20 protein-coding genes are annotated in these 21834 nt (G+C 64.5%); 11 read left to right on the top strand and 9 right to left on the bottom strand.

All coding sequences use genetic code 11. The annotated features are described in order from the left end of the window. Positions 1 to 21 precede the first annotated feature (21 nt). Positions 22 to 774, top strand: coding sequence for an ABC transporter ATP-binding protein (locus tag ACHWUQ_RS22370; protein WP_239812322.1), 753 nt, complete (start codon positions 22 to 24; stop codon positions 772 to 774). A gap of 74 nt (positions 775 to 848) precedes the next feature. Next, on the top strand, positions 849 to 2306 hold the full coding sequence (locus ACHWUQ_RS22365; RefSeq protein WP_394682492.1) for a cryptochrome/photolyase family protein: 1458 nt from the start codon (positions 849 to 851) through the stop codon (positions 2304 to 2306). A 53-nt stretch (positions 2307 to 2359) separates the two neighbouring features. Here ACHWUQ_RS22365 and ACHWUQ_RS22360 read toward each other — a convergent pair whose 3' ends face one another. Beyond that, positions 2360 to 2884 carry a GNAT family N-acetyltransferase gene (locus tag ACHWUQ_RS22360; protein WP_312835030.1) on the bottom strand — a complete coding sequence of 175 codons (525 nt, stop codon included), beginning with the start codon at positions 2882 to 2884 and terminating at the stop codon, positions 2360 to 2362. Positions 2885 to 3384: 500 nt separating this feature from the next. After that, positions 3385 to 3549, bottom strand: a complete 165-nt coding sequence (locus ACHWUQ_RS22355; RefSeq protein WP_394682491.1) for a hypothetical protein — start codon at positions 3547 to 3549, stop codon at positions 3385 to 3387. A gap of 214 nt (positions 3550 to 3763) precedes the next feature. Here ACHWUQ_RS22355 and ACHWUQ_RS22350 point away from each other — a divergent pair, with 214 nt between their 5' ends. The 3 genes from ACHWUQ_RS22350 to ACHWUQ_RS22340 all read left to right on the top strand — a co-directional run bounded on the left by ACHWUQ_RS22350 (position 3764) and on the right by ACHWUQ_RS22340 (position 5935). Then, the gene (locus ACHWUQ_RS22350; RefSeq protein ID WP_394682490.1) at positions 3764 to 4018 is read left to right on the top strand and encodes a hypothetical protein; all 255 of its coding nucleotides are present in this window, start codon (positions 3764 to 3766) and stop codon (positions 4016 to 4018) included. A gap of 161 nt (positions 4019 to 4179) precedes the next feature. After that, positions 4180 to 4722, top strand: coding sequence for a Chromate resistance protein ChrB (locus ACHWUQ_RS22345; protein WP_239812316.1), 543 nt, complete (start codon positions 4180 to 4182; stop codon positions 4720 to 4722). Next, entirely contained in the window at positions 4706 to 5935 is a 1230-nt protein-coding gene (locus ACHWUQ_RS22340) for an MFS transporter (RefSeq protein ID WP_394682489.1), read from the top strand. Before ACHWUQ_RS22345 ends, ACHWUQ_RS22340 begins: the two co-directional genes overlap by 17 nt. Positions 5936 to 6138: 203 nt before the next feature. Here ACHWUQ_RS22340 and ACHWUQ_RS22335 read toward each other — a convergent pair whose 3' ends face one another. After that, positions 6139 to 6633: a hypothetical protein gene (locus tag ACHWUQ_RS22335; RefSeq protein ID WP_239812314.1), complete on the bottom strand. Its 495-nt coding sequence runs from the start codon at positions 6631 to 6633 to the stop codon at positions 6139 to 6141. A 278-nt stretch (positions 6634 to 6911) separates the two neighbouring features. Between ACHWUQ_RS22335 and ACHWUQ_RS22330 the strand changes: the two genes are divergently transcribed. Both ACHWUQ_RS22330 and ACHWUQ_RS22325 read left to right on the top strand, forming a co-directional pair. Beyond that, a complete protein-coding gene (locus ACHWUQ_RS22330; RefSeq protein ID WP_394682488.1) occupies positions 6912 to 7826 on the top strand; it encodes a transglutaminase family protein in 915 nt (304 codons plus the stop codon). A 395-nt stretch (positions 7827 to 8221) separates the two neighbouring features. Continuing rightward, the gene (locus ACHWUQ_RS22325; RefSeq protein WP_394682487.1) at positions 8222 to 9868 is read left to right on the top strand and encodes an IPTL-CTERM sorting domain-containing protein; all 1647 of its coding nucleotides are present in this window, start codon (positions 8222 to 8224) and stop codon (positions 9866 to 9868) included. A 1049-nt stretch (positions 9869 to 10917) separates the two neighbouring features. Here ACHWUQ_RS22325 and ACHWUQ_RS22320 read toward each other — a convergent pair. Both ACHWUQ_RS22320 and ACHWUQ_RS22315 read right to left on the bottom strand, forming a co-directional pair. Continuing rightward, positions 10918 to 11925, bottom strand: a complete 1008-nt coding sequence (locus ACHWUQ_RS22320) for a Bug family tripartite tricarboxylate transporter substrate binding protein (RefSeq protein ID WP_394682486.1) — start codon at positions 11923 to 11925, stop codon at positions 10918 to 10920. Between the two features lie 20 nt (positions 11926 to 11945). Beyond that, the gene (locus ACHWUQ_RS22315; RefSeq protein WP_394682485.1) at positions 11946 to 13127 is read right to left on the bottom strand and encodes a M20 aminoacylase family protein; all 1182 of its coding nucleotides are present in this window, start codon (positions 13125 to 13127) and stop codon (positions 11946 to 11948) included. 128 nt (positions 13128 to 13255) lie between these two features. On the opposite strand from ACHWUQ_RS22315, the gene ACHWUQ_RS22310 reads away from it, so the two are divergent. The 4 genes from ACHWUQ_RS22310 to ggt all read left to right on the top strand — a co-directional run bounded on the left by ACHWUQ_RS22310 (position 13256) and on the right by ggt (position 17705). Beyond that, the gene (locus ACHWUQ_RS22310; protein ID WP_394682549.1) at positions 13256 to 14164 is read left to right on the top strand and encodes a LysR family transcriptional regulator; all 909 of its coding nucleotides are present in this window, start codon (positions 13256 to 13258) and stop codon (positions 14162 to 14164) included. A 51-nt stretch (positions 14165 to 14215) separates the two neighbouring features. Next, positions 14216 to 14692 (top strand): Lrp/AsnC family transcriptional regulator, encoded by a 477-nt coding sequence (locus ACHWUQ_RS22305; protein WP_394682484.1) that lies wholly within the window; start codon positions 14216 to 14218, stop codon positions 14690 to 14692. 205 nt (positions 14693 to 14897) lie between these two features. Next, positions 14898 to 16115: a diaminopropionate ammonia-lyase gene (locus ACHWUQ_RS22300; RefSeq protein WP_394682483.1), complete on the top strand. Its 1218-nt coding sequence runs from the start codon at positions 14898 to 14900 to the stop codon at positions 16113 to 16115. A gap of 3 nt (positions 16116 to 16118) precedes the next feature. Continuing rightward, on the top strand, positions 16119 to 17705 hold the full coding sequence (ggt, locus tag ACHWUQ_RS22295) for a gamma-glutamyltransferase (protein ID WP_394682482.1): 1587 nt from the start codon (positions 16119 to 16121) through the stop codon (positions 17703 to 17705). A 35-nt stretch (positions 17706 to 17740) separates the two neighbouring features. Here the strand turns inward: ggt and ACHWUQ_RS22290 are convergent, their stop codons facing one another. From ACHWUQ_RS22290 to ACHWUQ_RS22275, 4 genes are all read right to left on the bottom strand, one after another. Beyond that, positions 17741 to 18367, bottom strand: coding sequence for a LysE family translocator (locus ACHWUQ_RS22290; protein ID WP_394682481.1), 627 nt, complete (start codon positions 18365 to 18367; stop codon positions 17741 to 17743). A 129-nt stretch (positions 18368 to 18496) separates the two neighbouring features. Then, entirely contained in the window at positions 18497 to 18874 is a 378-nt protein-coding gene (locus ACHWUQ_RS22285; protein ID WP_394682480.1) for a DUF4440 domain-containing protein, read from the bottom strand. Between the two features lie 74 nt (positions 18875 to 18948). Next, positions 18949 to 20718 (bottom strand): cytochrome c biogenesis protein DipZ, encoded by a 1770-nt coding sequence (locus tag ACHWUQ_RS22280; protein WP_394682479.1) that lies wholly within the window; start codon positions 20716 to 20718, stop codon positions 18949 to 18951. A 33-nt stretch (positions 20719 to 20751) separates the two neighbouring features. Further along, positions 20752 to 21774: an alpha/beta fold hydrolase gene (locus tag ACHWUQ_RS22275; protein ID WP_394682478.1), complete on the bottom strand. Its 1023-nt coding sequence runs from the start codon at positions 21772 to 21774 to the stop codon at positions 20752 to 20754. Positions 21775 to 21834 lie beyond the last annotated feature (60 nt).

The following is a 21834-nucleotide window of genomic DNA, read 5'->3' as shown; positions in this document are numbered from 1 at the left end:
AAGACACCCCGAGGAGGCAGTATGCAACCCTTCATCCAGCTCCGCGATGTCGACATTGCGTTCCCTGTGTTTGATGCGCAAAGCCTGGGCCTCATCAATACGCTGGTGCGGTTCGGCGGCCTGCGTGGCAGGCGTGTTGCGGGGCCGGCGCCGATGCGCTCCGTGCAGGCCCTGCATGGCATCAACCTGTCTCTGCAGTCGGGCGACCGCATTGGCCTCATCGGCCACAACGGAGCGGGCAAGTCCACGTTGCTGCGGGTGCTATCCGGGGTGTATGAGCCGGTCCGGGGTGAGGTGTGCCAGCACGGCAGCGTCTCGGCACTGACTGACATCATGCTGGGCATGGACCCGGAGGCCTCGGGCCTCGATTTCATCATTACCCGTGGCATTGTGATGGGACTGTCGAAACGGCAGGCGGCTGACTGGGTAGAAGAGATTGGCGCCTTTACCGAGCTGAGCGAGCGGCTGCACATGCCCGTGCGTACCTATTCTGCAGGCATGCTGCTCAAACTCGCCTTTGCGGTGGCCACGGCGATCACGCCCGATATTTTGCTGATGGACGAGGTCGTGGGTGCCGGGGATGCCAAGTTCCAGGAGCGGGCGCAAAAGCGCCTGCATGCACTGATGTCGCGGGTGAGCATTCTCGTGGTGGCCAGCCATAACGAGCAGCTGCTCAAGTCCTTTTGCTCGCATGCGCTGGTGCTGCGGCAGGGCACAATAGAGTACCGGGGCACGGTGGACGATTGCCTGGCTTACTACCATGCACATGCCTGAGCAGCCGCAGGGCAAGCAGCAGGCTGCCGTATCCCCATCACCGGATAGATAGCCAGAACAGGAAACCGATCACCATGGCCAGCCGCGCCCTGGTATGGATGCGTCGCGATTTGCGCTGCGACGACCATGCCGCTCTCTACCATGCCTTGCGCCGCTTCGAGCAGGTGTATTGCGTCTTCGTCTTTGACACCGACATCCTGGACCTGCTGCCGACGCGCGAGGACAGGCGGGTGGACTTTATCCATGCCAGCGTGCTGGCGCTGGATGAGGACCTGCGCCAGCTGGCAGCGGGCAGCGGTACGCCTGGCGCGGGCTTGCTGGTGCGGCATGGCTCGGCTGCGCAAGAGGTGGTGCAGCTGGCACAGGCACTGGCCGTGCAAGAGGTGCTGACCAACCGCGACTACGAACCCGAGGCCATTGCCCGCGATGCGCGCGTGGCCGGTGATCTGCAGGCCGCCGGCATTGCGTTCAGCGATTACAAGGACCAGGTGCTGCTGGACCGCGATGAGGTGCTGACCCAGCAAGGCCATCCCTACAGCGTGTTCACCCCCTACAAACGCGCCTGGCTGCAAAAGCTCGATGCCTTCCAGTGCCAGGCCTACCCGGTGGCGCGCTATGCCGGGCATCTGGCGGCATTGCCCCAGGACGAAGCGATACCGTCGCTCGCCGATCTGGGTTTTGCGCCCAGCAATCTGGCATCGCTCAAGATACCTACGGGCAGCCGTGGCGCGCAGCAGCTGCTGCAGGATTTTTTGCCGCGCATGGCGGCCTACCAGGAGGCGCGGGATTTTCCGGCGGTCAAGGGCGTCTCCTACCTGTCGGTGCATCTGCGCTTTGGCACCGTGTCGATCCGCCAACTGGCCGCCCTGGCTGTGGCGCAAGCGCGTACCGGCTGCGAAGGCGCGCAGACCTGGCTGTCCGAGCTGGCCTGGCGCGACTTCTACGCGATGATTCTTTGGCACCACCCGCAGGTGGTGACCCAGTCGTTCCGCCCCATCTACGACAAGGTGCAGTGGGACGATGCGCCCGAGCTGTGGCAGGCCTGGTGCGAGGCGCGCACCGGCTACCCGCTGGTGGACGCCGCGATGCGCCAGCTGCTGCAGACCGGCTACATGCACAACCGCCTGCGCATGGTGGTTGCCAGCTTTCTGACCAAGGACCTGGGCATTGACTGGCGCGCGGGCGAGCGCTTTTTTGCCCAGCACCTCAATGACTATGACCTGGCATCAAACAACGGCGGCTGGCAGTGGGCGGCCTCGACCGGCTGCGATGCCCAGCCCTGGTTCCGCATCTTCAACCCCATCACCCAGTCGGAGCGCTTCGACCCGGATGGCAAGTTCATCCGCCGCTACCTGCCCGAGCTGGCCAAGGTGCCGGACCGGTACATCCACTTCCCTGCGGCGATGAAGCCGCTGGAGCAGCAGGCCTGCGGTCTGCAACTGGGTCGCGACTACCCGCAACCGGTGGTGGACCACGGCCGGGCACGCGAGCGGACCTTGATGCGGTTTCACTTCATGAAGAATCCGGATTGACGGAGCAGCCTGGCTGCAACTGCGCTAACGCGCAGGCCCGCGCCGTCTCTTGATCAGCGCGGCGCAGTGACCCTGGCTACCGGAAGCCGCATCGCGATGCGCCGCTCGGGCGGCAGCCCATGCAAGGCCTCCGCGTCCAGGGTGTCTTGCAGGCGTGGCCCCGGCTGCGGCAGCTGCTCAAAGCCCCGTTTGGCATAGGCAGGCGCACACCACGCGAGGTCTGAGAAGGTCGTCAACGTCAGCGCGCTCAAACCCTGCGTGATCGCATGCCGGTAAGCACTGTCGATGAGCAGGGTGGCAATGCCTCTGCGCTGCCAGTCCGCGTGGACGGATAGCTCCCAGAGGTGAAGCTCGGTGCCGAAGATCTCGGTGCTGATGAAGCCGGTCAGAATGCCGTTATCGGCCTCGGCCACCCATACCGATTGCTGGAGGATGCGGCTTTCATGCTCAGCCTGCGCGATCAGGGGGCCATCTGCCAGCCAGGCTAGGTCAGCCGCACTGCCATACAGCTGTGCGGCAGACTTTTCAATGGCTGGCAAATCTGCAGCGTCTCTGAGGCGGGCGGGGCGGATCAACATACAGGGGCTCCTGAGGCATAAACGTGCGCTGTGGGGAGGAGGGCTCACGGCCTGGCATTGTAGTTCTGCACTAAAGCAGTTTTGACCCGGAATGCCGTGCTCCTGAACAGCATCCTGCGCCGCTCAGCATTTGCAGCGCGGGGCCCGATGACTGGCTCCGCGCAAGACCACTCAAGCATCAACCAATCTCCAAACCAATCGCGCTGAACATCGCGCCATAGCGGTCCAGCTCGCGCCTATCATGGTCCGACGCCCCCCGGGCATCGGCATCGTTGAGCGCTTCTTGCAGAGCCCGATTCAGTTGGGCGAGGACCCCGGGGCTGGTTTTGGCGCGCGCTCGACGCTGGCCATGGCCAGGGGGCCTACGTAGGCTGATGTGATCAGCGGCGTGGCGCTGGTCTTCAGCAACCACCTGTTAGTCACTGTCGTGCTGGTTGCTCCCTGGGGACCCTCTGCAAAACTCGCTGCCGTGGGCTGAACGCGGCCTCGGGCGATCCGCGCTACTTCCTGGCGTTCTGCAACGCGATCAGCCTGCGGTATTTATCGAAGGTCCTGCTGACGTCGGTGGATGCTGCAGGCACATAGCGTTTGGGTTTGGCGTCTCCCAGTGCGACCAGGGGGCGCGTGGGCATCGTCAGCATCGGTGGGGTGGTGGGGGATGGCATGGTTGTCTCCGTCGATGGCCTTGATGTTGCGTGGCCCGCAGCGCAAAAAATGTCGGCGGTTGCCGCGAGTGACTGTCCCCAGCCGCGCCAGGTGAAACAAGCGGCCCTAGCTATGTTATGTTTCCACTAGTTTCAGGATGACAGCAAACGGCCGGATGGATGGCCGGAGGCACAGACCTGATTGTCATGGCGATGCGCCCGAAGAGGAGGCTCTATGAGATCCCTTGCAAAGTCTTTGTCGGAACTGCAGATCACCGTCGTCACACCTGACCAGAGCAAGCTGTTCAGGATGGCGTATCTGGCGGGCATCACCGATGCTGCGGCCATCTTTAACGTAGACAGTGCGCTGGTAGCCAGCGACGAGGCGGCAGCCCGGATCACGCAGGCGCTCGATGACGCGGTCGCCGCATTCGAAGAAGACTGCCTCTCGGTCGGGCCCGGCCATCTGGCGCCGGAATCCGATACCTGACTGACCTCCTATGCCCTGCCAGCCCCGCACCGCATGCGGGGCTTTTTTATTGCCTTCGCAGCTACCCTGTACCGCAACGGCCCTACATCTTCATCAGGCATCGTGGAGAGTACCTGTTGATAAACATACAATGAAACGGTCGTCACAAATTTCAATGCGCAATGGATTCCATCAAATGGTTGCTGCTGACTTATAAAGTCCCGGCCGAACCCACCGCCAAGCGGATGGCGCTATGGCGGCGCCTCAAGGCGCTCGGCGCGGTATACCTGCAAAACGGCGTATGTCTGTTGCCCAAGACCGACGACCATGTGCGCCGGCTCAAGGTGCTGGAGAATGACATTGCGGCCATGGATGGGGACTGTGTGCTGCTGGAAACGGTGGCGCTGGACCGCTTGCAGGAGGACAAGGTCATCACCCGCTTCAAGGCCGACCGGGATGACCAGTACCGCGAGCTGCTGGGCCGTTGCCAGGATTTCGAGGCCGAGATCGCCAAGGAAATCGCGATCGAGAAGTTCACCTATGCCGAGCTGGACGAGGAAGAGACCGATCTGAAGAAACTGCAGGCCTGGTACGAGAAGATCCGCAAGCTGGATTTCTACGATGCACCGTTGGCCGTGACAGCGGCCGAGCGGCTGCAGCACTGTGAAGCCTTGCTGGAGGCCTACGCCCAACGGGTGTATGACGCGCATGACGAAAACCGTTGAAACCCCCAAGCCCGCAGACGGCAGCGCATTGCCGCGCGGGGCGCGAGCGGTGCCGCGCAGCGTCTGGGCGCTGGGCTTTGTCTCGATGCTGATGGATATCTCGTCGGAAATGGTCCACGCGCTGCTGCCCATCTACATGGTGGCCGTGCTGGGCACCTCGGTGCTGGCGGTGGGGCTGATTGAAGGCATCGCCGAGGCGACGGCCTCGATCGTCAAGGTGTTCTCCGGCGCCATCAGTGACCGCTTTGGCAAGCGCAAGCTGCTGGCCGTGCTGGGCTATGGCCTGGGCGCGCTGACCAAGCCGGTGTTTCCGCTGGCCGGCGGCCTGGAATGGCTGGTGGGCGCGCGCTTTGTGGATCGCGTGGGCAAAGGCATACGCGGCGCGCCACGCGATGCGCTGGTGGCCGATGTGACGCCGCCGCATCTGCGTGGCACCGCATACGGTCTGCGCCAGACCCTGGACACCATCGGCGCCTTCACCGGTCCCTTGCTGGCCATCGGCCTGATGTGGTGGACCGCTGACAACTACCAGCAGGTGTTCTGGCTGGCGGTATTGCCCGCATTTGCAGCGGTGGCCGTGTTGGTATTTTTTGTGAAGGAGCCTGCCGCGCCGGTCGCCCCCAGACCCCGCCAGTGGCCACTGTGCAAGCGCGAACTGCTGCGCCTGCCCAGCGCCTATTGGATGGTGGTGGGACTGGGTCTGGTGTTCACGCTGGCACGCTTCAGCGAGGCGTTTCTGATCTTGCGTGCGCAGTCGGCCGGTCTGCCGCCGATGTGGGCGCCTGCGGTGCTCGTCGTGATGGGCATCGCCTATGCGCTGTCTGCGTATCCAGCGGGGGTGTTGTCGGACCGCCGTCCCCGGCAGGATGTGCTGCTCGCGGGCCTGGGGCTGTTGATGGCTGCCGATCTGGTGCTGGCTTTTGTACCGGGACTTTTGGGTCTGGGGCTGGGCGTGGCGCTGTGGGGCCTGCATATGGGGTTCAGCCAGGGCTTGCTCAACGCGATGGTTGCCGATAGCGCGCCCGCTGAACTGCGGGGCACTGCCTTTGGCATTTTCCATTTGCTCACCGGTGTGGCGCTGCTGCTGGCCAGCGTGATTGCCGGCGTGCTCTGGGATACCCTCGGCTACCGGGGCACCTTTGTCTGTGGTGCAGGTTTCGCACTGCTGGCAGCGCTGGGCTTGCTGCTGCAACGCCGGCGCGCTCGGGCTTGATGCACTTCTAAACCGGTGCGCGCAGGGCGCGGGCCGGGCTGGTAGAACCAGGTTGCACGTCGGCTTCTGTGCCAAAACATGCCAAGTCCTCATGATCACCGCAGACAGCTTTGGTCTGCAGGCCCCTGCAATGGTCTGATTTTCCACGCAGCAACGCCGCGCCAGGCATGCCTGACGCGGCGTATTCATCAGCGCGTAGCGCTTCAGCCCTGGTTGGTCTGTTTGTAAGACCGGTTGGCACGCTCCCAGGCTGCCTTCACGGCAGGCTCTGCCTGAGTCCAACCCAGGCGGCTCTCCGCGCGCTCGGCTTCCCAGCGGCGTTCCCAATCGCTGCGGGCATCGTTCCAATCGACAATGCCGTCGCGCACCGATTGGTAGCCTGCGCGGTAGGCGGGGGCATAGTCATCGTAGGTATAGCCCTGCGCAAAATAGGGCTCGCGCTGGTAGGCATCGGCCCAGTAGGCGTCTTCTGCCGTAGGGTTCACCGCTTCTGCAGCACCCTTGCCCGCCAAGCCGCCAATCACGGCGCCGACCACACCGCCGACGGCGGTGCCAATTGGCCCTGCGACCGAGCCGGCTGCTGCGCCGGTAACGGCGCCACCAGCGGCACCGATGCCCGTGCCAATCGGATGCGCACCTGGCTCATCGGTGATCGGATCGGGGTTCAGGTTGTTGTTGGGGTCCTGGGGATGGGTCATGTCGTGCTCCTGAGTGGATGTACCGATTGATTGGGCGGATCCCGCATCGGGTGCTGGTCTCCGTCCTCGCCACTCCATGGTGCAGCCCAGCCCTGGCGCACACCGTAGGACAAGCGCAGCAGCACCAGTACGACGGACCTGCGCAGCCCTGTCAACGCTGCCTTGCAGGCTGTCGCCTGGGACCACAGCAGCGCAGGGCGTTTGCCTGACAGACGGAAATGGCGGCGCTGCGCACACTGGAGCTAGCGCAGCGGCGTGCACTTTGCATGTGCACCGGCATGCACGCACTGCCACAAATCTTCCTCAACGATGACCCAGAAACCGATGCCATGATCCGATTGCAGTTCTCTTTGGAGCTTGCCTACACGGTACTGACTCCGAGCGCCGACTTCTTCTTCAACTTTCATCCCGCCTTCACCGCGCACCAGACCGTGGCGCATGAACGGCTGACCGTCAACCAAAGCGGTGCCACCTGGGCGCTGCAGCAGGACGCAGCCGGCCAGCGCAGCATGCGGCTGCAGGCCCAGACCGGTCCCCTTCAGGTCAACTACGAAGCAACGGTGGAGATGCGCCACTACAGCGATGACCCTGCGCAGATTGCCGAGGTACCCGTCTACCAGTTGCCGCTGGAGGTGTTGCACTACATCTACCCGAGCCGCTACTGCCAGTCTGATCGGCTTGCGGGCTTTGCCTACGACCTGTTCGGGAATCTGGCTCCCGGCTATGCGCGGGCCCAAGCCGTGTGTGACTGGGTGCAGCGGCATGTGAAGTTCCGCTCCAACAGCTCTTGCGGTACGACCTCGGCGATGGACACCCTGGTCGATTGTGTGGGCGTCTGCCGCGATTTTGCCCACCTGATGATCGCGCTGTGCCGTGCCATCAACCTGCCAGCCCGTTTTGTGACCGGTACCGACTATGGCGCCGATCCGAAGCTGGGGCCTCCAGACTTTCATGCCTATGTCGAGGTCTACCTGGGTGGCCGTTGGTACCTGTTTGACCCCTCGGGCACGGCCATCCCGATGGGCATGATGCGGCTGGCCACCGGGCGCGACGCAGCCGACGCTGCGTTTGCAACGATCTTCGGCGGCGTCACCAGCGAGCCGCCGCGCATCGAGGTGGTGGCCGAGCAGGACGGCGCGCGGTGGCAGATGCCGGTGCATACCACTCAGGGTTTGTCGACTGCGCAGGTGTGATGCCTTGCAGACACGCGCCACTTAGTGGGTGCTCAAGCCCACTGAGGGCCCACGCTTGTTGGTATGTAAGCCGACGCTGATTGACAGCGGCTACTTCACGCAATAGGGCCTAAGCGCCAGTCAGCATCAAAAAGGGGGCGAATTTCAACACTGGGCGTCCAGGTTCCACGCGCTCATAAGCTTTTTTGCTCCCGGATGGCGCGAGTCTGGTCACCCATTTGTATGAAATAAACAACTCCCCTCTACATAGGAGACACATTTTAGGTATCCAAGGGTAAGTGAATTGTTAATTCTGTGACAATTCTTGCGCAAATCTTACCCTTTGGAAATCCATGAACTTATTTGAAGAGTTGTTTAAGCGATGGGCTGCTGCCAAACGCGCTGTTGCAGCAGCCATGTTCGCACTGATTGCGGCGTTACCGGGCATCGCATTGGCGCAAGAGGTGCTTTACCTGACACCGGATAAAGCCACTCCGGATAACTTCAACATCCTGACCTTTACCGCTGGAGGTTTGACCAACCGCTTCGGCGAGCCTGGCAAAGGTTGGGTGGATGGCCGGGGTTGGCTGTCACAGGAGGCCCCGTTGAATCCCACTATCTTTGACGGCAAGAAGCTGGTGGTGGTAACGACGGTATTTGAGCCGCTGAACGTCAACCAGATTGAAGTGCTGAAAACGGCGATGACAACACGCCCCGAAACCGCGTTTGTCATCTTCTCCGATGGCTGCTGCGCGGTCAGGGGCAATCTGACGCCGATCGTGAAAATTCTCAACGATGCCACCCAATGGGGTATCAGCCTCCCTGCGACACAGGTGGACGGCAAGGTCGCAGCCCCTCTCAATACCGCCTCTCCGTACCAGGCCAGCTTCAGCAGCCTGAACCCCTTGCAGGGCGCGGCGTATCTGACCATCAGCAATGTGCCGACCCCTAACGCGCTGTACCTGCCGCAAGGCACTGCCGTTCCGGTGGTTGCAGCGCGTACCTCCGCCTATGGTTTCTTTGTGCCGAAATCGGCGATGAACGGGGGGAGCTGCACCTTCCTGACTGCAGATGCCTCGCCTTTTGGTACCGACAGCAACACCACCCAGGCCCGCTCCAACGAGATCATCAGTGCGTTCGCCAAGGCGGCATTGGATGAAGATGGGGCTTGCAATCAGGCGGTGCCCGATGTGGATCTGGCTGTCAGCTTCACCGGCCCTGCTGCGCTGGCCGCCACGCCCCAAACCTATACCTTGCAAGTGAAGAACTTGGGCAACACCGCCAGCACCGCGCAGGCGATGGCCACCGTGACGCTACCCGTGGGCTACACCGCCCAGCCATTGCCAAACGGCTGCACCAGCCTGGCGGCGCCGCAAAATGGGTTTGCATGCACGGTCCCTGCACTGGCTGCATTGACGGGAGAGATCAGCTACAGCGTCGCTTTGGTGCGTGCCACCGGCGCCGCGCCGGCCACGAGCACGGCGTTTGTCAACCCTGTCGTGAACGGCGAGACGGTGACGGCGAACAACACGTCCACGTTGCTGTTCACCACCGCTGCCGATGTGCGCATCGACCTGGCTGGCCTGCCTGCTTCCGGCAAGCAGGGTGATGCCTACAGCGGCAGCTTCCAATGCACAAACAGCGGCACAGCAGCGATGGCCAATGCCGTCTGCACCGTCACGGGCCTGCCTGCGGGTGTGCAGATCGCCGCATGTTCGAGCAACGGCGCCGCCTGGACGTCTCCCGCTACGATTCTTGAAGGTCAGACTGTTGTCTGCCAGGTCAGCGGTACCGCCACGCAGGAGAGCGTTTTCCCGGTGCAGGGCACTGGTGGCAGCAGCACGGCGGCTACCGATGTGACCATCGCCGCGCCAACGCCAGACCCTGTTCCGACACCTGTACCTGAGCCAACGCCACAACCGGTTCCTGAGCCCGAACCCGTCCCAGAACCTGCCGCCGCCGTCCCCGTGCCATCGCTGTCGCAATGGAGCCAATGGCTGCTGAGCGGTCTGCTGGTAGCGCTGGGCTTGGTGGTGGTGCGCCGCAAGCATGGTCAGCACTGATAGGTGAGTGAAAGCTGCAGTGCGGGCCTGGGTTTGCACGGTGGCAGGGCGTTGTGGGCTGGTTTCCATGCCCCCAAGCCTCGGTGTTCAGTCCCTGCGCTGAGTGCTGCCAGCATTTACGAGTCGCGTCTCCAGGGACGACTGCTTGCTTGATAGGGCACACAGCTTTGTGATTTACGCAGCGTCTGCACTCAACCAAAAAAATGCCGCCCCTGTGGGGGCGGCATTGCATTCAAGAAGAAAGCCGATCCTGAAAATCAGGGTGTTCATGCAAGTCAAGAGAGGGAGGGAGGGTACGCATGAACTCGGCGAAACCGATGCTCAAATTCTAGGGCGGCCATCGGTATTTGCCTGTTAAACGCGATGCGCAATAGTCAGCAATTGACAAAAAAAAGAGCCCGCATGGTGCGGGCTCCAAGGTTGTTTTCCTTTTCTTGTACTTCTACCTCCCTCCAGAGGAATCGAGATCATATGCCGAAACTATGACAGCTTTTTTGTCATAAATTCAACAAATGTCAGCTTTTCGAAAGCGTATGGTTTTCTAGAAGAAATCCCATGGCATTATGCAAAATGCTATCAACATATACATAACGCGAGTATTTCAATATCCCGTGAGGTACCTTGTTTAATGCACCCATTGCCGCTGTGCACATCAAGAAGGCAGCCCTGCTATTTGTGTCAATAGTTACTGGGTGTGGAGATTGCTAGCACGCACACTGCGCAACTGATTGTTGGCAGTGCAATATTATGTACTAATTTTGACGGTGCTCACGGGCACACGGCCGGGCGTGTAAGCGACTCAGGGTAAGCGATAGTGCTTGGGGATTCGGCCATGACAAGCGCGGGGCTTGGGAGAAGGCCAGACCTGTGTGCAAGGGCTGGCGATCAAGAAGGGCGCTGGGCCGGTTTTGTGCTTTTAGGCCTCGGCACAACTCCCTGCGCTGGCCTGAGGGGGTCTTGGGCGATCCGCCGAGTGGTCCATCCCGGCAATACGGCGTCTCATCCCAATCCGCGCCCAGCCCCACAGGCCAGGATGCTGCAGCGTAGGTTCAGGCGACCGGTTTGCGGCCTACCGTGCGCATGAGCTCGGCCACGCGCTGCAGATACTGGTCGAAGACCTGGTTCGCAGCAGCCTGGCTGTCGATGGGCTGCGCGACCGTGCGGCCTTCGGCCTCCAGCCGGGCGCGGATGTCCGGGCTGAGCAGCGCGGCACCAATGGCGTTGCGCAGGATGCTGACCCGCTCGGCGGGGCAGCCTTGCTTGACAAAGTAGCCTCCGCTGATGGTGTATGCAAAGTCTGGCACCAGCTTGCTTTGGCTGATCAGTGGGATATGGGCCAGCGGCGTGGGCAGCTCTTTGGAGAAGCTGGTGACGACCTTTAGACGGCCCTGGGTCTGCATCGCATCAAAGCTGGTCTGGTAGGGCAGGATGGCCAGGTCCACCTCGCCCCCAGCCACGCCCTGCAGCGCCGGAGCACCACCCTTGTAGGGCACATGCAGCAAGCTTGCACCCACGCGTGCGGCCAGCGCCTCGCCCATCAGGTGGTAGATGGAATCAATGCCCACGGTGGCATAGGTGAGTGGCTTGGCGCTGCTTTGCTTGGCCAGTGCAATCACCTTGTCCAGCGATTCGGCCTGCAGGCCATTGCGGGCCAGCAGCACGATATGCGCTTCGCTGATCGGTGCGACCAGGCTGAAATCCTTAGGCGTATAGCGGGCCGAGGGGTTGAGCATCGGCGCCAGAAACACCTCGTTGATCGAACCATGGAAGAAGGTATAGCCATCGGCCTGCGCGCTCAGCACCTTGTTGGCGCCGATCAGGCCCGTGCCGCCGCCGTAGTTCTCGACGACGACCTGCTGCTTGAGGCTTTTGCCAATCGATTCACCAAAGATGCGGGCGGCAGTATCGCTGGCGCCGCCGGCGGGGTAGGGTACGACCAGCGATAGCGGCTTGGCGGGGTAGGTGTCGGCGGCCCAGGCCTGTGGCGTGGCAAGCCACGGGGTGCCCGCCAGCAGGCTGGCGTATTGGAGAAACTGGCGGCGTTGGGTGGCGGTCATGGTGCTCTCGCTCGGTGGGTTTATTGCAGATAGCTCTGTGCCAGGCTGGCCCAGAAGGCCGCGCCAATGGGCAGGGCCTTGTCGTTGAAGTCATACAGCGGGTTGTGCACCATGCAGCCGCCGTCCTGCCCCAGGCCATTGCCCAGCCGCACATAGGCGCCGGGGCGGTGCTCCAGCATGTAGGCAAAGTCTTCGCTGCCCATCACCGGGCCCCGGGTCACCACGTTGTCGGCGCCCAGCAGCTGCGCGGCCACGGCGCGGGCGCGCTCGGTTTGCGCGGCGTGGTTGACCAGCACCGGGTACTTGCGCTCGTACAGCAGATTGGCCTGGAGCTGGTAGCTCTGGGCCTGGGCGCCGACAAAGTCGCGCAGCCGGGTTTCGATCTGGTTGCGCACCTCGGGGTTGAGCGCGCGGATGCCGATCTTGATGGTGGCGCTCTCGGGCACGATGTTGTAGGTGGCGCCGGCCTGGATGGAGCCGACGGTGATGACGGCCGACTTGAGCGCATCGACCTCGCGGCTGACCAGCGACTGCAGCCCCAGCACGATGCTGGCGGCGGCCTGCATCACATCGATGCCGTGGTGGGGCATGGCGCCATGGGCCGAGCGGCCGGTCAAGGTGACGGTAGCACGGTCGAACGAGGCCATCGCGGGCCCGGTGATCATGCCGATCTGGCCCACCGGCAGGCCCGGTGTGTTGTGCAGCGCATAGATTTCATCGCAGGGAAACTGCTCGAACAGGCCGTCATCGACCATGCGCAGCGCGCCGCCTTCGTTCTCTTCGGCTGGCTGAAAAATCAGGTTCAAGGTGCCGTTGTAGTCCACCGATTCGGCCAGGTAGCGCGCCGCGCACAGCAGGATGGCGGTGTGGCCATCGTGGCCGCAGGCGTGCATCTTGCCGCTCAGGGTGCTGGCATAGGGCAGGCCGGTTTTCTCCTGAATCGGCAGCGCATCCATGTCGGCGCGAATGCCGATGCTGCGGCTGCCCTGGCCTTTTTTGAGGCGGCCCACGACGCCGGTGCTGCCCAGGCCCCGGTGCACTTCATAGCCCCAGGACTGCAGGCGCTCGGCCACCAGGTCGCTGGTGCGCAGCTCTTCAAAAGCCAGCTCCGGGAAAGCATGGATCTGGTGGCGGATGCCGACAAACTCAGGCGCAAGGGCCTGTATGGCAGATAGCAAGGCAGGGTTGAGAGGTGCGTTCATGGTGGGGCCGTCACAAAAAAGTCAAACCATTATCGAAAGCGCTATCCGTCGCGTCCATGACAACGCAAGCAATCAAACGTTGCAAGAATCGCAACAATGGGCGGAGGCGAGCAATGTTGAACCTGGGTATGGACGATGTGCTGGACCGCAAGCGGGCGCTGTGCCTGCTGCAGATCATGGAAACCGGCTCGGTGCGCGGCGCCGCAGATGTGCTGGAGGTGGACCCGTCGATGGTCAGCCGCACGGTGGCCCGGCTGGAGCAGGACACTGGTCTGGTGCTGCTGGAGCGGCGCGGCCGGGGCGTGGTGGTGACCGATGCCGGCCGCATGCTGGCGCTGTTTGCCCGCCGCCAGCAGGACCTGCACGACACCTTTGTGGCCGAGGTCAACAGCCTCAAGAACGCGCAATCAGGCCATCTGGACCTGGTGCTGGGCGAGGGCACCCTGGACATGGTGATGGCGCCGGTGCTGCAGGATTTTGTCAAAGCCCATGGCGATGTGCGCTACCACGTCAAGGTCGCCGGCACCGAAGAGGCCGTGCAGTGCATTCTGGAGGACCGGGCACATATCGGCATCGTGTTCCAGCCGCCGGCCGATGCACGGCTGCGCTCCCACCATGCCCGGCTGGCGCCCGTGCGGGTGCATGTGCGCAAAGGCCATCCGCTGGCCAGCCACAGCGGGCCGTTGAGCCTGGCCGATCTGGCGCCTTACCCGGGGGCGGCGCTCGAGGAATCCTTTGGCGTACGCAAGCACATCCAGGCCGCCGAGCTGGAGGAGAACGTCCGACTGCAGCCGATGCTGACCACCAACTCCTTCAAGGTGCTGTGGGATTTTGCGGTGATGGGCCTGGGCTACATCATGACGCCGCGCTCCATCCCGCTGCAGGGCGTGGCGCTGGACACCTTGGTGTCGCTGCCGCTGGCCAGCCCGGTGCTCAACCACAGCCAGCTGCATGTGGTCACCCGCAGCGGCCGGCCGCTGTCGCCGGTGGCGTCGCAACTGCTGCGGCATATGGTGGGGGTGTTTTCTGCGAGCTGATGCGCAATGCTCAGACCGGACAGTGCATACTGCGCGGCTGGAGAGACCACGATGGCATCACACTTGGACAGCTTTGACCTGCAACTGCTCGCCCACCTGCAGCGCGATGCGCGCCTGCCCCAGGCGGAGTTGGGCGCGCGGGTGAGCCTCTCGACCGCTGCCGTCAACCGCCGGCTCAAGCGCCTGGGCGAAGAGGGCGTCATCAAGCGCTACACGGTGGAGATCGAGCCCGCCGCCGTCGGCTACCCGCTCACCGTCATCGTCGGCGTGGAGGCCGAGAGCGAGCGGGTGGACCTGCTCGATGCCACCAAGCGCGTCTTCATGGACTGCCCCGAAGTGCAGCAGTGCTACTACGTGACGGGCGAGTGGGACTTCATCCTGATCCTGGCCGTCACGGACATGGCGCACTACAACGCGCTGACCCGGCAGCTGTTTTTCAGCAGCAACAACGTCAAACGCTTCAAGACCTTTGTGGCGATGGAGCGCGAGAAAACCGGCATGGCGCTGCCGGTCGGGCTGTCTGATTGACGGGGTTGCAGTGCCGGATCTGCAGGCACGCAATAAGCTCGCAGCGGCTTCAAGCAAAACGGTAAATCGTTCCGTATTGGGGCGTGATACAGGGACAAAAATCCAGGGCGCCCCCTCTACGATGGCCGGGTAGCGGTTGAGGATGCAGGCCAGCCATGCAGGCCTCCCTCAACCTCCTTGCCCTTTGCCCTTGGAGACCCCTTCGATGTTGATCGCCAACCCCCGCGCCCAGCGCAGTGCCTACCCCGCCGACCTGCAAGCCATCATGCGCGTGGAGCGCGCGCAAGAAAGCCGCCGCTGGCTCAGCAGCTGGCAGGGCATTGCGCGCCAGGCCACGCCGCTGCGTGATTTGCCTGGTTTGGCGCAGCAGCTGGGCATTGCCAGCTTCAGCCTCAAGGATGAATCGCTGCGCTCCAGCCTGGGCAGCTTCAAGGCGCTGGGCGCACCGGTGGCACTGGTGCGGCAGATTCTGCGCCTGCACCCCGGCTTGGATCCTGCTGCCATCCTGAGCGGGCGCTATGCCGAGCAGCTGCGGGGCTATACCGTCATCAGCGCCACCGATGGCAACCATGGCCGCAGCCTGGCCGCTGCCGCGCGCGATGCCGGTTGCGGCTGCCAGATCGTGCTGCATGCCCAGGTGAGCGCCGAGCGCGAGCAGGCCATTGCCGCCTATGGTGCGGAGATTGTGCGCATTGCCGGCAACTACGATGCCTCGGTCGAAGAGGCCGCCCACCTGGCGCAGGTGAATGGCTGGCAGGTCATCTCGGACACCTCGTACGAAGGCTATGAAGACATTCCGCGCGATGTCATGCAGGGTTACAGCACCATCGCGGCCGAAGTCATCGAGCAGACTGGCACGCAACCGGGCGGCGCCAGTGCCTTCAGCCATGTGTTTTTGCAAGGTGGTGTGGGTGGCATGGCCGCCGGCCTGGCCAGCTACCTGTGGGAAGTGCATGGCGCCCAGCGTCCACGCCTGGTGGTGGTGGAGCCGGCCCAGGCTGATTGCCTGCTGCAAAGCGCCATCCAGGGGCGGCCGGCCCAGGCGACGGGCTCGGTCGATTCGGTGATGGCCGGACTGGCCTGTGGCGAGACCTCGCCGCTGGCCTGGAAGTTTCTGGCCCCCAGCGTGGACCACTTCATGACCGTGGAAGACGACGCGGCTATTGCCGCGATGCGGACCCTGGCCCAGGGCGTGGGCGGCGATATCCCCGTGGTGGCGGGCGAATCCGGTGTGGCGGGCCTGGCCGCTTTACAGGTCTTGCGCGGCGATGCGGCCGGCTGGGCGGCGCTGGGGCTGGATGCGCAGTCGCGGGTGCTCATCATCAACACCGAGGGTGCCACCGCGCCCCAGGTCTATGCCGAGCTCGTCGGCGAACCGGCAGCTGCCGTCGAGGCACGCCAGGCCGCCTGGTTGGCGCGCTAAGCCATGCGTGCCTTTGAAACCCCGGGCCGCCCGGTATCGGTGGCCAGCCAGGGCATGGTCGCCACCTCCAATCCCCAAGCCGCGCTGGCCGGGCTGGATGTGCTGCGCGCCGGTGGCAATGCCGTCGATGCAGCCATCGCAGCTGCGGCCATGCTGGCGGTGGTGGAGCCCACGCAGACAGGTATTGGCGGCGACTGCTTTGCGCTGCTCAAACAACGCGGCTCACTTCCTGTCGCCTTGAATGGTGCCGGCTGGGCGCCGCGTGCGCTGACGGCTGAGCGCCTGCGGGCCGAGGGCCTGCAGCAGATCGCCGCAGACAATGTGCATGCCGTTACCGTGCCCGGCGCCCTGCGTGCCTGGGAGCGCCTGGTCGCCGACCACGGCCGCCTGGCCTTTGGCGACCTGCTGCGCCCCGCGATCGCCGCTGCCGAGCAGGGCTACCGGGTGACCGAGCGGCTGGCGCGCGACTGGGCGCTGAGCGCAGCCAAGGTCTCGGCCTCCGCCCAAGCCCGCGCCATTTTTATGCCGGGTGGGCAGCCACCGCGGCTGGGCGACCTGCGCAGCAATCCGCCGCTAGCCACTGCGCTGCGCGCCATTGCCGATCAGGGTGCCGATGTGTTTTACCAAGGTTGGATTGCGGAAGACATCGTCGCCAGCCTGCAGCGCGCGGGCAGTGCGATGGTGCTGGACGACCTGGCCGACTACCAGCCGGAGTATGTCGAGCCGCTGTCCACCGCCTACCGGGGCTACCGCCTGTGGGAGTGCCCGCCCAGCGGCCAAGGCATTATGGCGCTGCAGATGGCTGCGATGTTGGACCAACTGGATCTGGCAGCCTGGGACCCCTTGAGTGTCGAGCGCTTCCACCTGCAGGCGGAGGTTGCGCGCATCGCCTATGCGCAGCGCGATGCCCAGCTCTGCGATCCGCGTTTTCAGCGCTGCGATGCAGAGGATTGGCTGTCTCCACAGCGGGTGGCGCAATGGCTGGCGCAGATCGATCTGGATCGCCGCCAGGACGGTCTGCAGCCCACGCCCGCGCCGGAGCACAAGGACACCGTCTATATCTCGGTCGTCGATGTCGATGGCATGGCGGTGTCCTTGATCAATTCGCTGTTCGATGACTTTGGCAGTGGCCGGGTCAGCGACCAAAGCGGCGTGCTGCTGCACAACCGGGGCTGCGGCTTTAGCCTGGAGGCCGGCCACCCCAACGCGCTCGCCGGCAGAAAGCGGCCCATGCACACCATCATCCCAGCGCTGCTGACCGAGGGCGGCGAGGCCGTCATGGCCTTTGGCGTCACCGGCGGGCATTTTCAGCCGGCCGGGCAGTTGCAGGTGCTGAGCAATATCGTGGATTACGGCATGTCCATCCAGCAGGCGATTGACCACCCGCGCATGTTGGCACGAGGGGATCAGTTCGAGATGGAGCGGACCGTCCCTGAGGCTCTCTGGAGCGGCTTGCGCGCCAAGGGCCACCTGCCTGTCGCTGCCGCGCACCCGCTGGGCACCTGCCATGCGATCTGGATCGACCAGGCGCGCGGCGTGTTGCTGGGCGGCTCGGATGGCCGGCGTGATGGCTTGGCGCTGGGGTATTGAGGCGTGGTGGGCCGGGCCAGAGCCGGCCCCGCGCCTTAGCCTGGCCGCCGGGCCCACAGCGCCCAAATCCCCGCTGCTGACAGCAGGCTGCCCCCTGCGATATGGAAGCGCTGCATGGCCTTGGGCGAAGACAGCAGCTTTCTTGCAGACGAGGCAAACACGGCATACAGCGTGGCGTTAAGGGTGGCCATCGCGACAAAAGTAATGGCCAGAATCCAGAGCTGCTGGGCAACGGGCGCGCCTGGGCTGATGAACTGCGGCAGGAAGGCCACAAAAAATACTATTCCCTTGGGGTTGAGTGCGGTGACCAGGTAGGTATTGGCAAACAGCTTCCAGCGCGAGCTGGAGACAGGCGCGGCAGCCAGCGCGGACGGCGAAATACCCGCGCGTAAGAGCTTGATGCCCAGGTAGAGCAGGTAGAGGCCACCTGCCCATTTGACGACGGTGAACCAGAAGGCAGAAGCTGCCAGCAGCGCACCCAGCCCCAGCAGCGACACCACCAGTGCCGTCGAGTCTCCCAGCGCCACCGCTGCGACCAGCGGAACATTGGCGCGCCGCCCTTGCGCCATCGAATAGCTGATCACCGTGAGAATCGTCGGCCCCGGGATGATGAGCAGCACGGCGGATGCGGCGACAAAGGCTAACCAGAGTTCGATGGGCATGGGGGCTCCTGTTGGCGGGGGATCCGAGGCGATGGCGCTGCCTAGCTGGCACGGCCACTGTGCATGGTAAGGCGGATCGCAGCTGGCCGCTGTCGGTCACGCGTCTCAGCGGAGCGGACCCGCCATCCGCTACCAGCTATCGAGTGCCGGCGTGCCCTGGTGGTAGCGCAGCTGCCAACAGCCGTCCGTCAGCAACCAGATCGACGAGCGCAAGGTGTGCTTGCTGCGAGCGCCTTGCACATCGCGCAGGGCGCTGCGGTAGGTCAGCAGCGCCACGCCGGGCGCCAGCGCGGTGGCGGCATAGCCGTCCGCCACGATCGCGTCAGCGGCCGATTCGGCGCGCAGCGCTTCCACCACCGTTTCTCGCGTGTAGCGCTGGCCGGATCGGCCCGTCTCCTCAAAGGCCGGGTGCAGCAGTTGCGATACGCGCTCGGGCTGGTGGCGGATATCCGGAAGGTGGAGCTGGGCTTCCAGTTGGGAAAGCTGCTGGGTCAGGGTGGGGTCCATGCTGAGGGTGTGGCTGGTGCGGGATGCCCGCAAGAGGAAGCAGGCATCCTAGCAGCCGCTCGGTGCACGACCTATTAGCCAAACGTAAACGCGTAGCCCTGCGCCCCCGTATCCAGAAACTCGATCTCCACCGTGCGCTCCTTCACCGGGCCCTGCTGGCGTACCAGCTGGTACAGCCGCGTGGCATCGACCTGGCCGTAGCCTTGGGCATCGACATCGCTGCCGTGGTGAATGCCTGGGGGCTGGCCGTCGATGGTGACGCGAAAGCGCAGCGGACCTGGACCAGCGGCGCCCAGCACCAGGTTGGCATCGCGGGCCTCAAAGCGCAGCGCCAGGCGGCCGTCCGCATTGTTGGCTTGTACCCACTCGGGCTTCAAGGTCCAGTTGCCCTGCAAGGTCCAGGTGTTGAGGCGCAGCGCCGCTGGCTGGTAGTCGGCTGGCTTGTCGGGGGCAGGGCGGCCTGCCAGGCGCAGGCTGCCGCCCTTGTCGTAGCCCAGGTAGAGCTCCGGGCTGCGCAGGCTGGCGGTGTCGGCGGCCATGCCCAGGCCTCCGGTGTCGGGGACCGTGTTCGCAGTAGACGCAGGTGCCGTTGCTGCCGATGGCGCCTGGGCTTCGCGCAGCAGCTCGTTCAGCGCGCGCTCGGTCGCTGCATAGCCGCCTTCGCCAAACTGGTGGTGGCGCACACGCCCTTGTGCGTCGACCAGGTAGAGGGCCGGCCAGTACTGGTTGTTGAAGGCGCGCCAGATGCGGAACCCGTTGTCCTGCACGACGGGGTAGCTGATCTTGAGCTGCTGCAAGGCCTTCTCGACATTGCTGCGGTCCTTCTCAAACGCGAACTCGGGCGCATGCACCCCCACCACCACCAGGCCGCGATCGGCATACTTTTGCGCCCAGGCATTGACATAGGGCAGGGTACGCAGGCAGTTGACGCAGGAGTAGGTCCAAAAATTGACCAGCACCACCTTGCCGCGCAGCGCGGGGATGGACTGCGGCGCAGCATTCAGCCATTGCGTGCCGCCTTCCAGGCTGGGGCGGGTCGATTCGACCGGCAGGGAGCTGGTGTAAGGGGCGCCGTTGCCCAACTGTGCTGCGGTATTGCCCGCCAACTCGGCAGCTTGGGCGGAGGGCAGGGCCGCTTGCAGCAGGCTGCTCTCCAGCCCATTGCTGCCCAAACCGTTCAATGCGCCCGATTGTGCAAGCAGGCGGCTGTCCAGCCCGGTGGCCACCGCCAGCACGGCGGCCAGCATCGCGGCGCCTGCGGCACGCCGGCGGCGCTCGCCCGGCAGCCAATGGGCCCGCAGCCGCGCCAGTGTGCCGGCGCTGATGCGCAACGCAGCCCACAAGGCCAGGCCGGCACCGGCCGCATAGCTCAGCAGCAGCAAACTGGTGGCGGTGCCCGGCCCCGCCAGTGCGGCACCCGACAGCAGCAGGCCCAGCACCGGGCCGGCGCAGGGCGACCAGATCAGGCCGGTGGCCACGCCCAGCAGCGCGGAATGCAGCCAGCGCTGCTGAGGGTGCTGGGCGGCCAGCTTTTCTCCGATCTGCACCAGCGGCCGGCTCCACCAGGCGGCCAGGCGGGGGAACAGCAGGGACGCAGCAAACACACCCAAGCCTAGCAGTGCCAGGCTCCGGCCCCACTGGCTCAGTTGTACCGCCCAGGCGCCGGCGGCAGCGGCCAGCGATGCGGCGGCCGCAAAGGCCAGCGCCATGCCGATTAAGAGTGGCAGGCTGCCGTGGCGGCTGGGTTGGCCCTGGCGTGCAAAGACAAAGGGCAGAACGGGCAGGATGCAGGGGCTCAGCACGCTGAGCACCCCGGCGGCAAAGGCAACAAGGTACAAGGCCATGGCAGCTCCTTCGATGGCAGGTGAAGGACGGGCTTACAAGCGGGTGACGTCGATCACAGCCTGGGCAAAGGCAGCAGGCGCCTCTTGGGGCAGGTTGTGGCCAATGCCGCCCTCCAGGTTGCGGTGCTGGTAGGGTCCGCTGAACTTGGCGGCATAGGCGGCCGGCGCGGGGTGTGGCGCGCCGTTGGCATCGCCCTCCATCGTGATGCTGGGCACGGCGATGCGGGGCGCGCTGGCCAGCCGGGCCTCCAGCGCATCAAAGCGCGATTCGCCCTGTGCCAAGGCAATGCGCCAGCGGTAGTTGTGCACCACGATGGCGACATGGTCGGGGTTGTCAAAGGCCTGGGCGCTGCGCTGGTAGGTGGCATCGTCAAACTGCCATTGGGGCGAGGCCTGCTGCCAGATAAAGCGGTTGAAGGCGGCGGGGTTGGCGGCATAGCCGTCGCGGCCCCGGTCGGTGGCCAGGTAGGACTGGTACCACCAGGCGTATTCGGCAGCAGGCGCCTGGGGCTTGGCATTGGCCTGGGGGTTGCCGATCAGGTAGCCGCTCACCGACACCAGGCCGATGACCCGCTCGGGCCAGATTGCCGCCATGATGCAGGCGGTGCGCGCGCCCCAGTCAAAGGCGCCCAGCACGGCCTGGCGCACGCCCAGCGCATCCATCAGCGCAACGATGTCCTGCGCCACCGCGCCTTGCTGGCCATTGCGTACTGTGCTGGCCGACAGAAAACGCGTGCCGCCGTAACCGCGCAAGTAGGGCACGATGACGCGGTAGCCCGCAGCCGCCAGGCGCGGCGCCACATCGACAAAGGCATGGATGTCATAAGGCCAGCCGTGCAGCAGGATGGCGACGGGCCCGTTGGCGGGGCCCGCTTCGGCGTACTCCACCCGCAGGTCGCCGGCATCGATCTGCTTGAGCGGGCCAAAGCTGGTGGCGCCTGCCGGGCTGGCGGCGCGTGCGCTGCTGGCCAGCAAGCTGCCCATGGGTGCCAGGGCCAGGCCCAGGGCGGCGTTGCCTAAAAAGCTGCGGCGGGAGGAGGTGGTGATCGGGTTCATGGAGGGCCTTTGCTGGGTGAAGGGGGGTGGGGTGCTCGGTGCCGAAACTCGTTTGTCTTG

Source organism: uncultured Comamonas sp. (assembly GCF_964277875.1).
Lineage (GTDB): Bacteria > Pseudomonadota > Gammaproteobacteria > Burkholderiales > Burkholderiaceae_C > Comamonas > Comamonas sediminis.
This window is presented reverse-complemented; position numbering and strand designations above follow the sequence as displayed.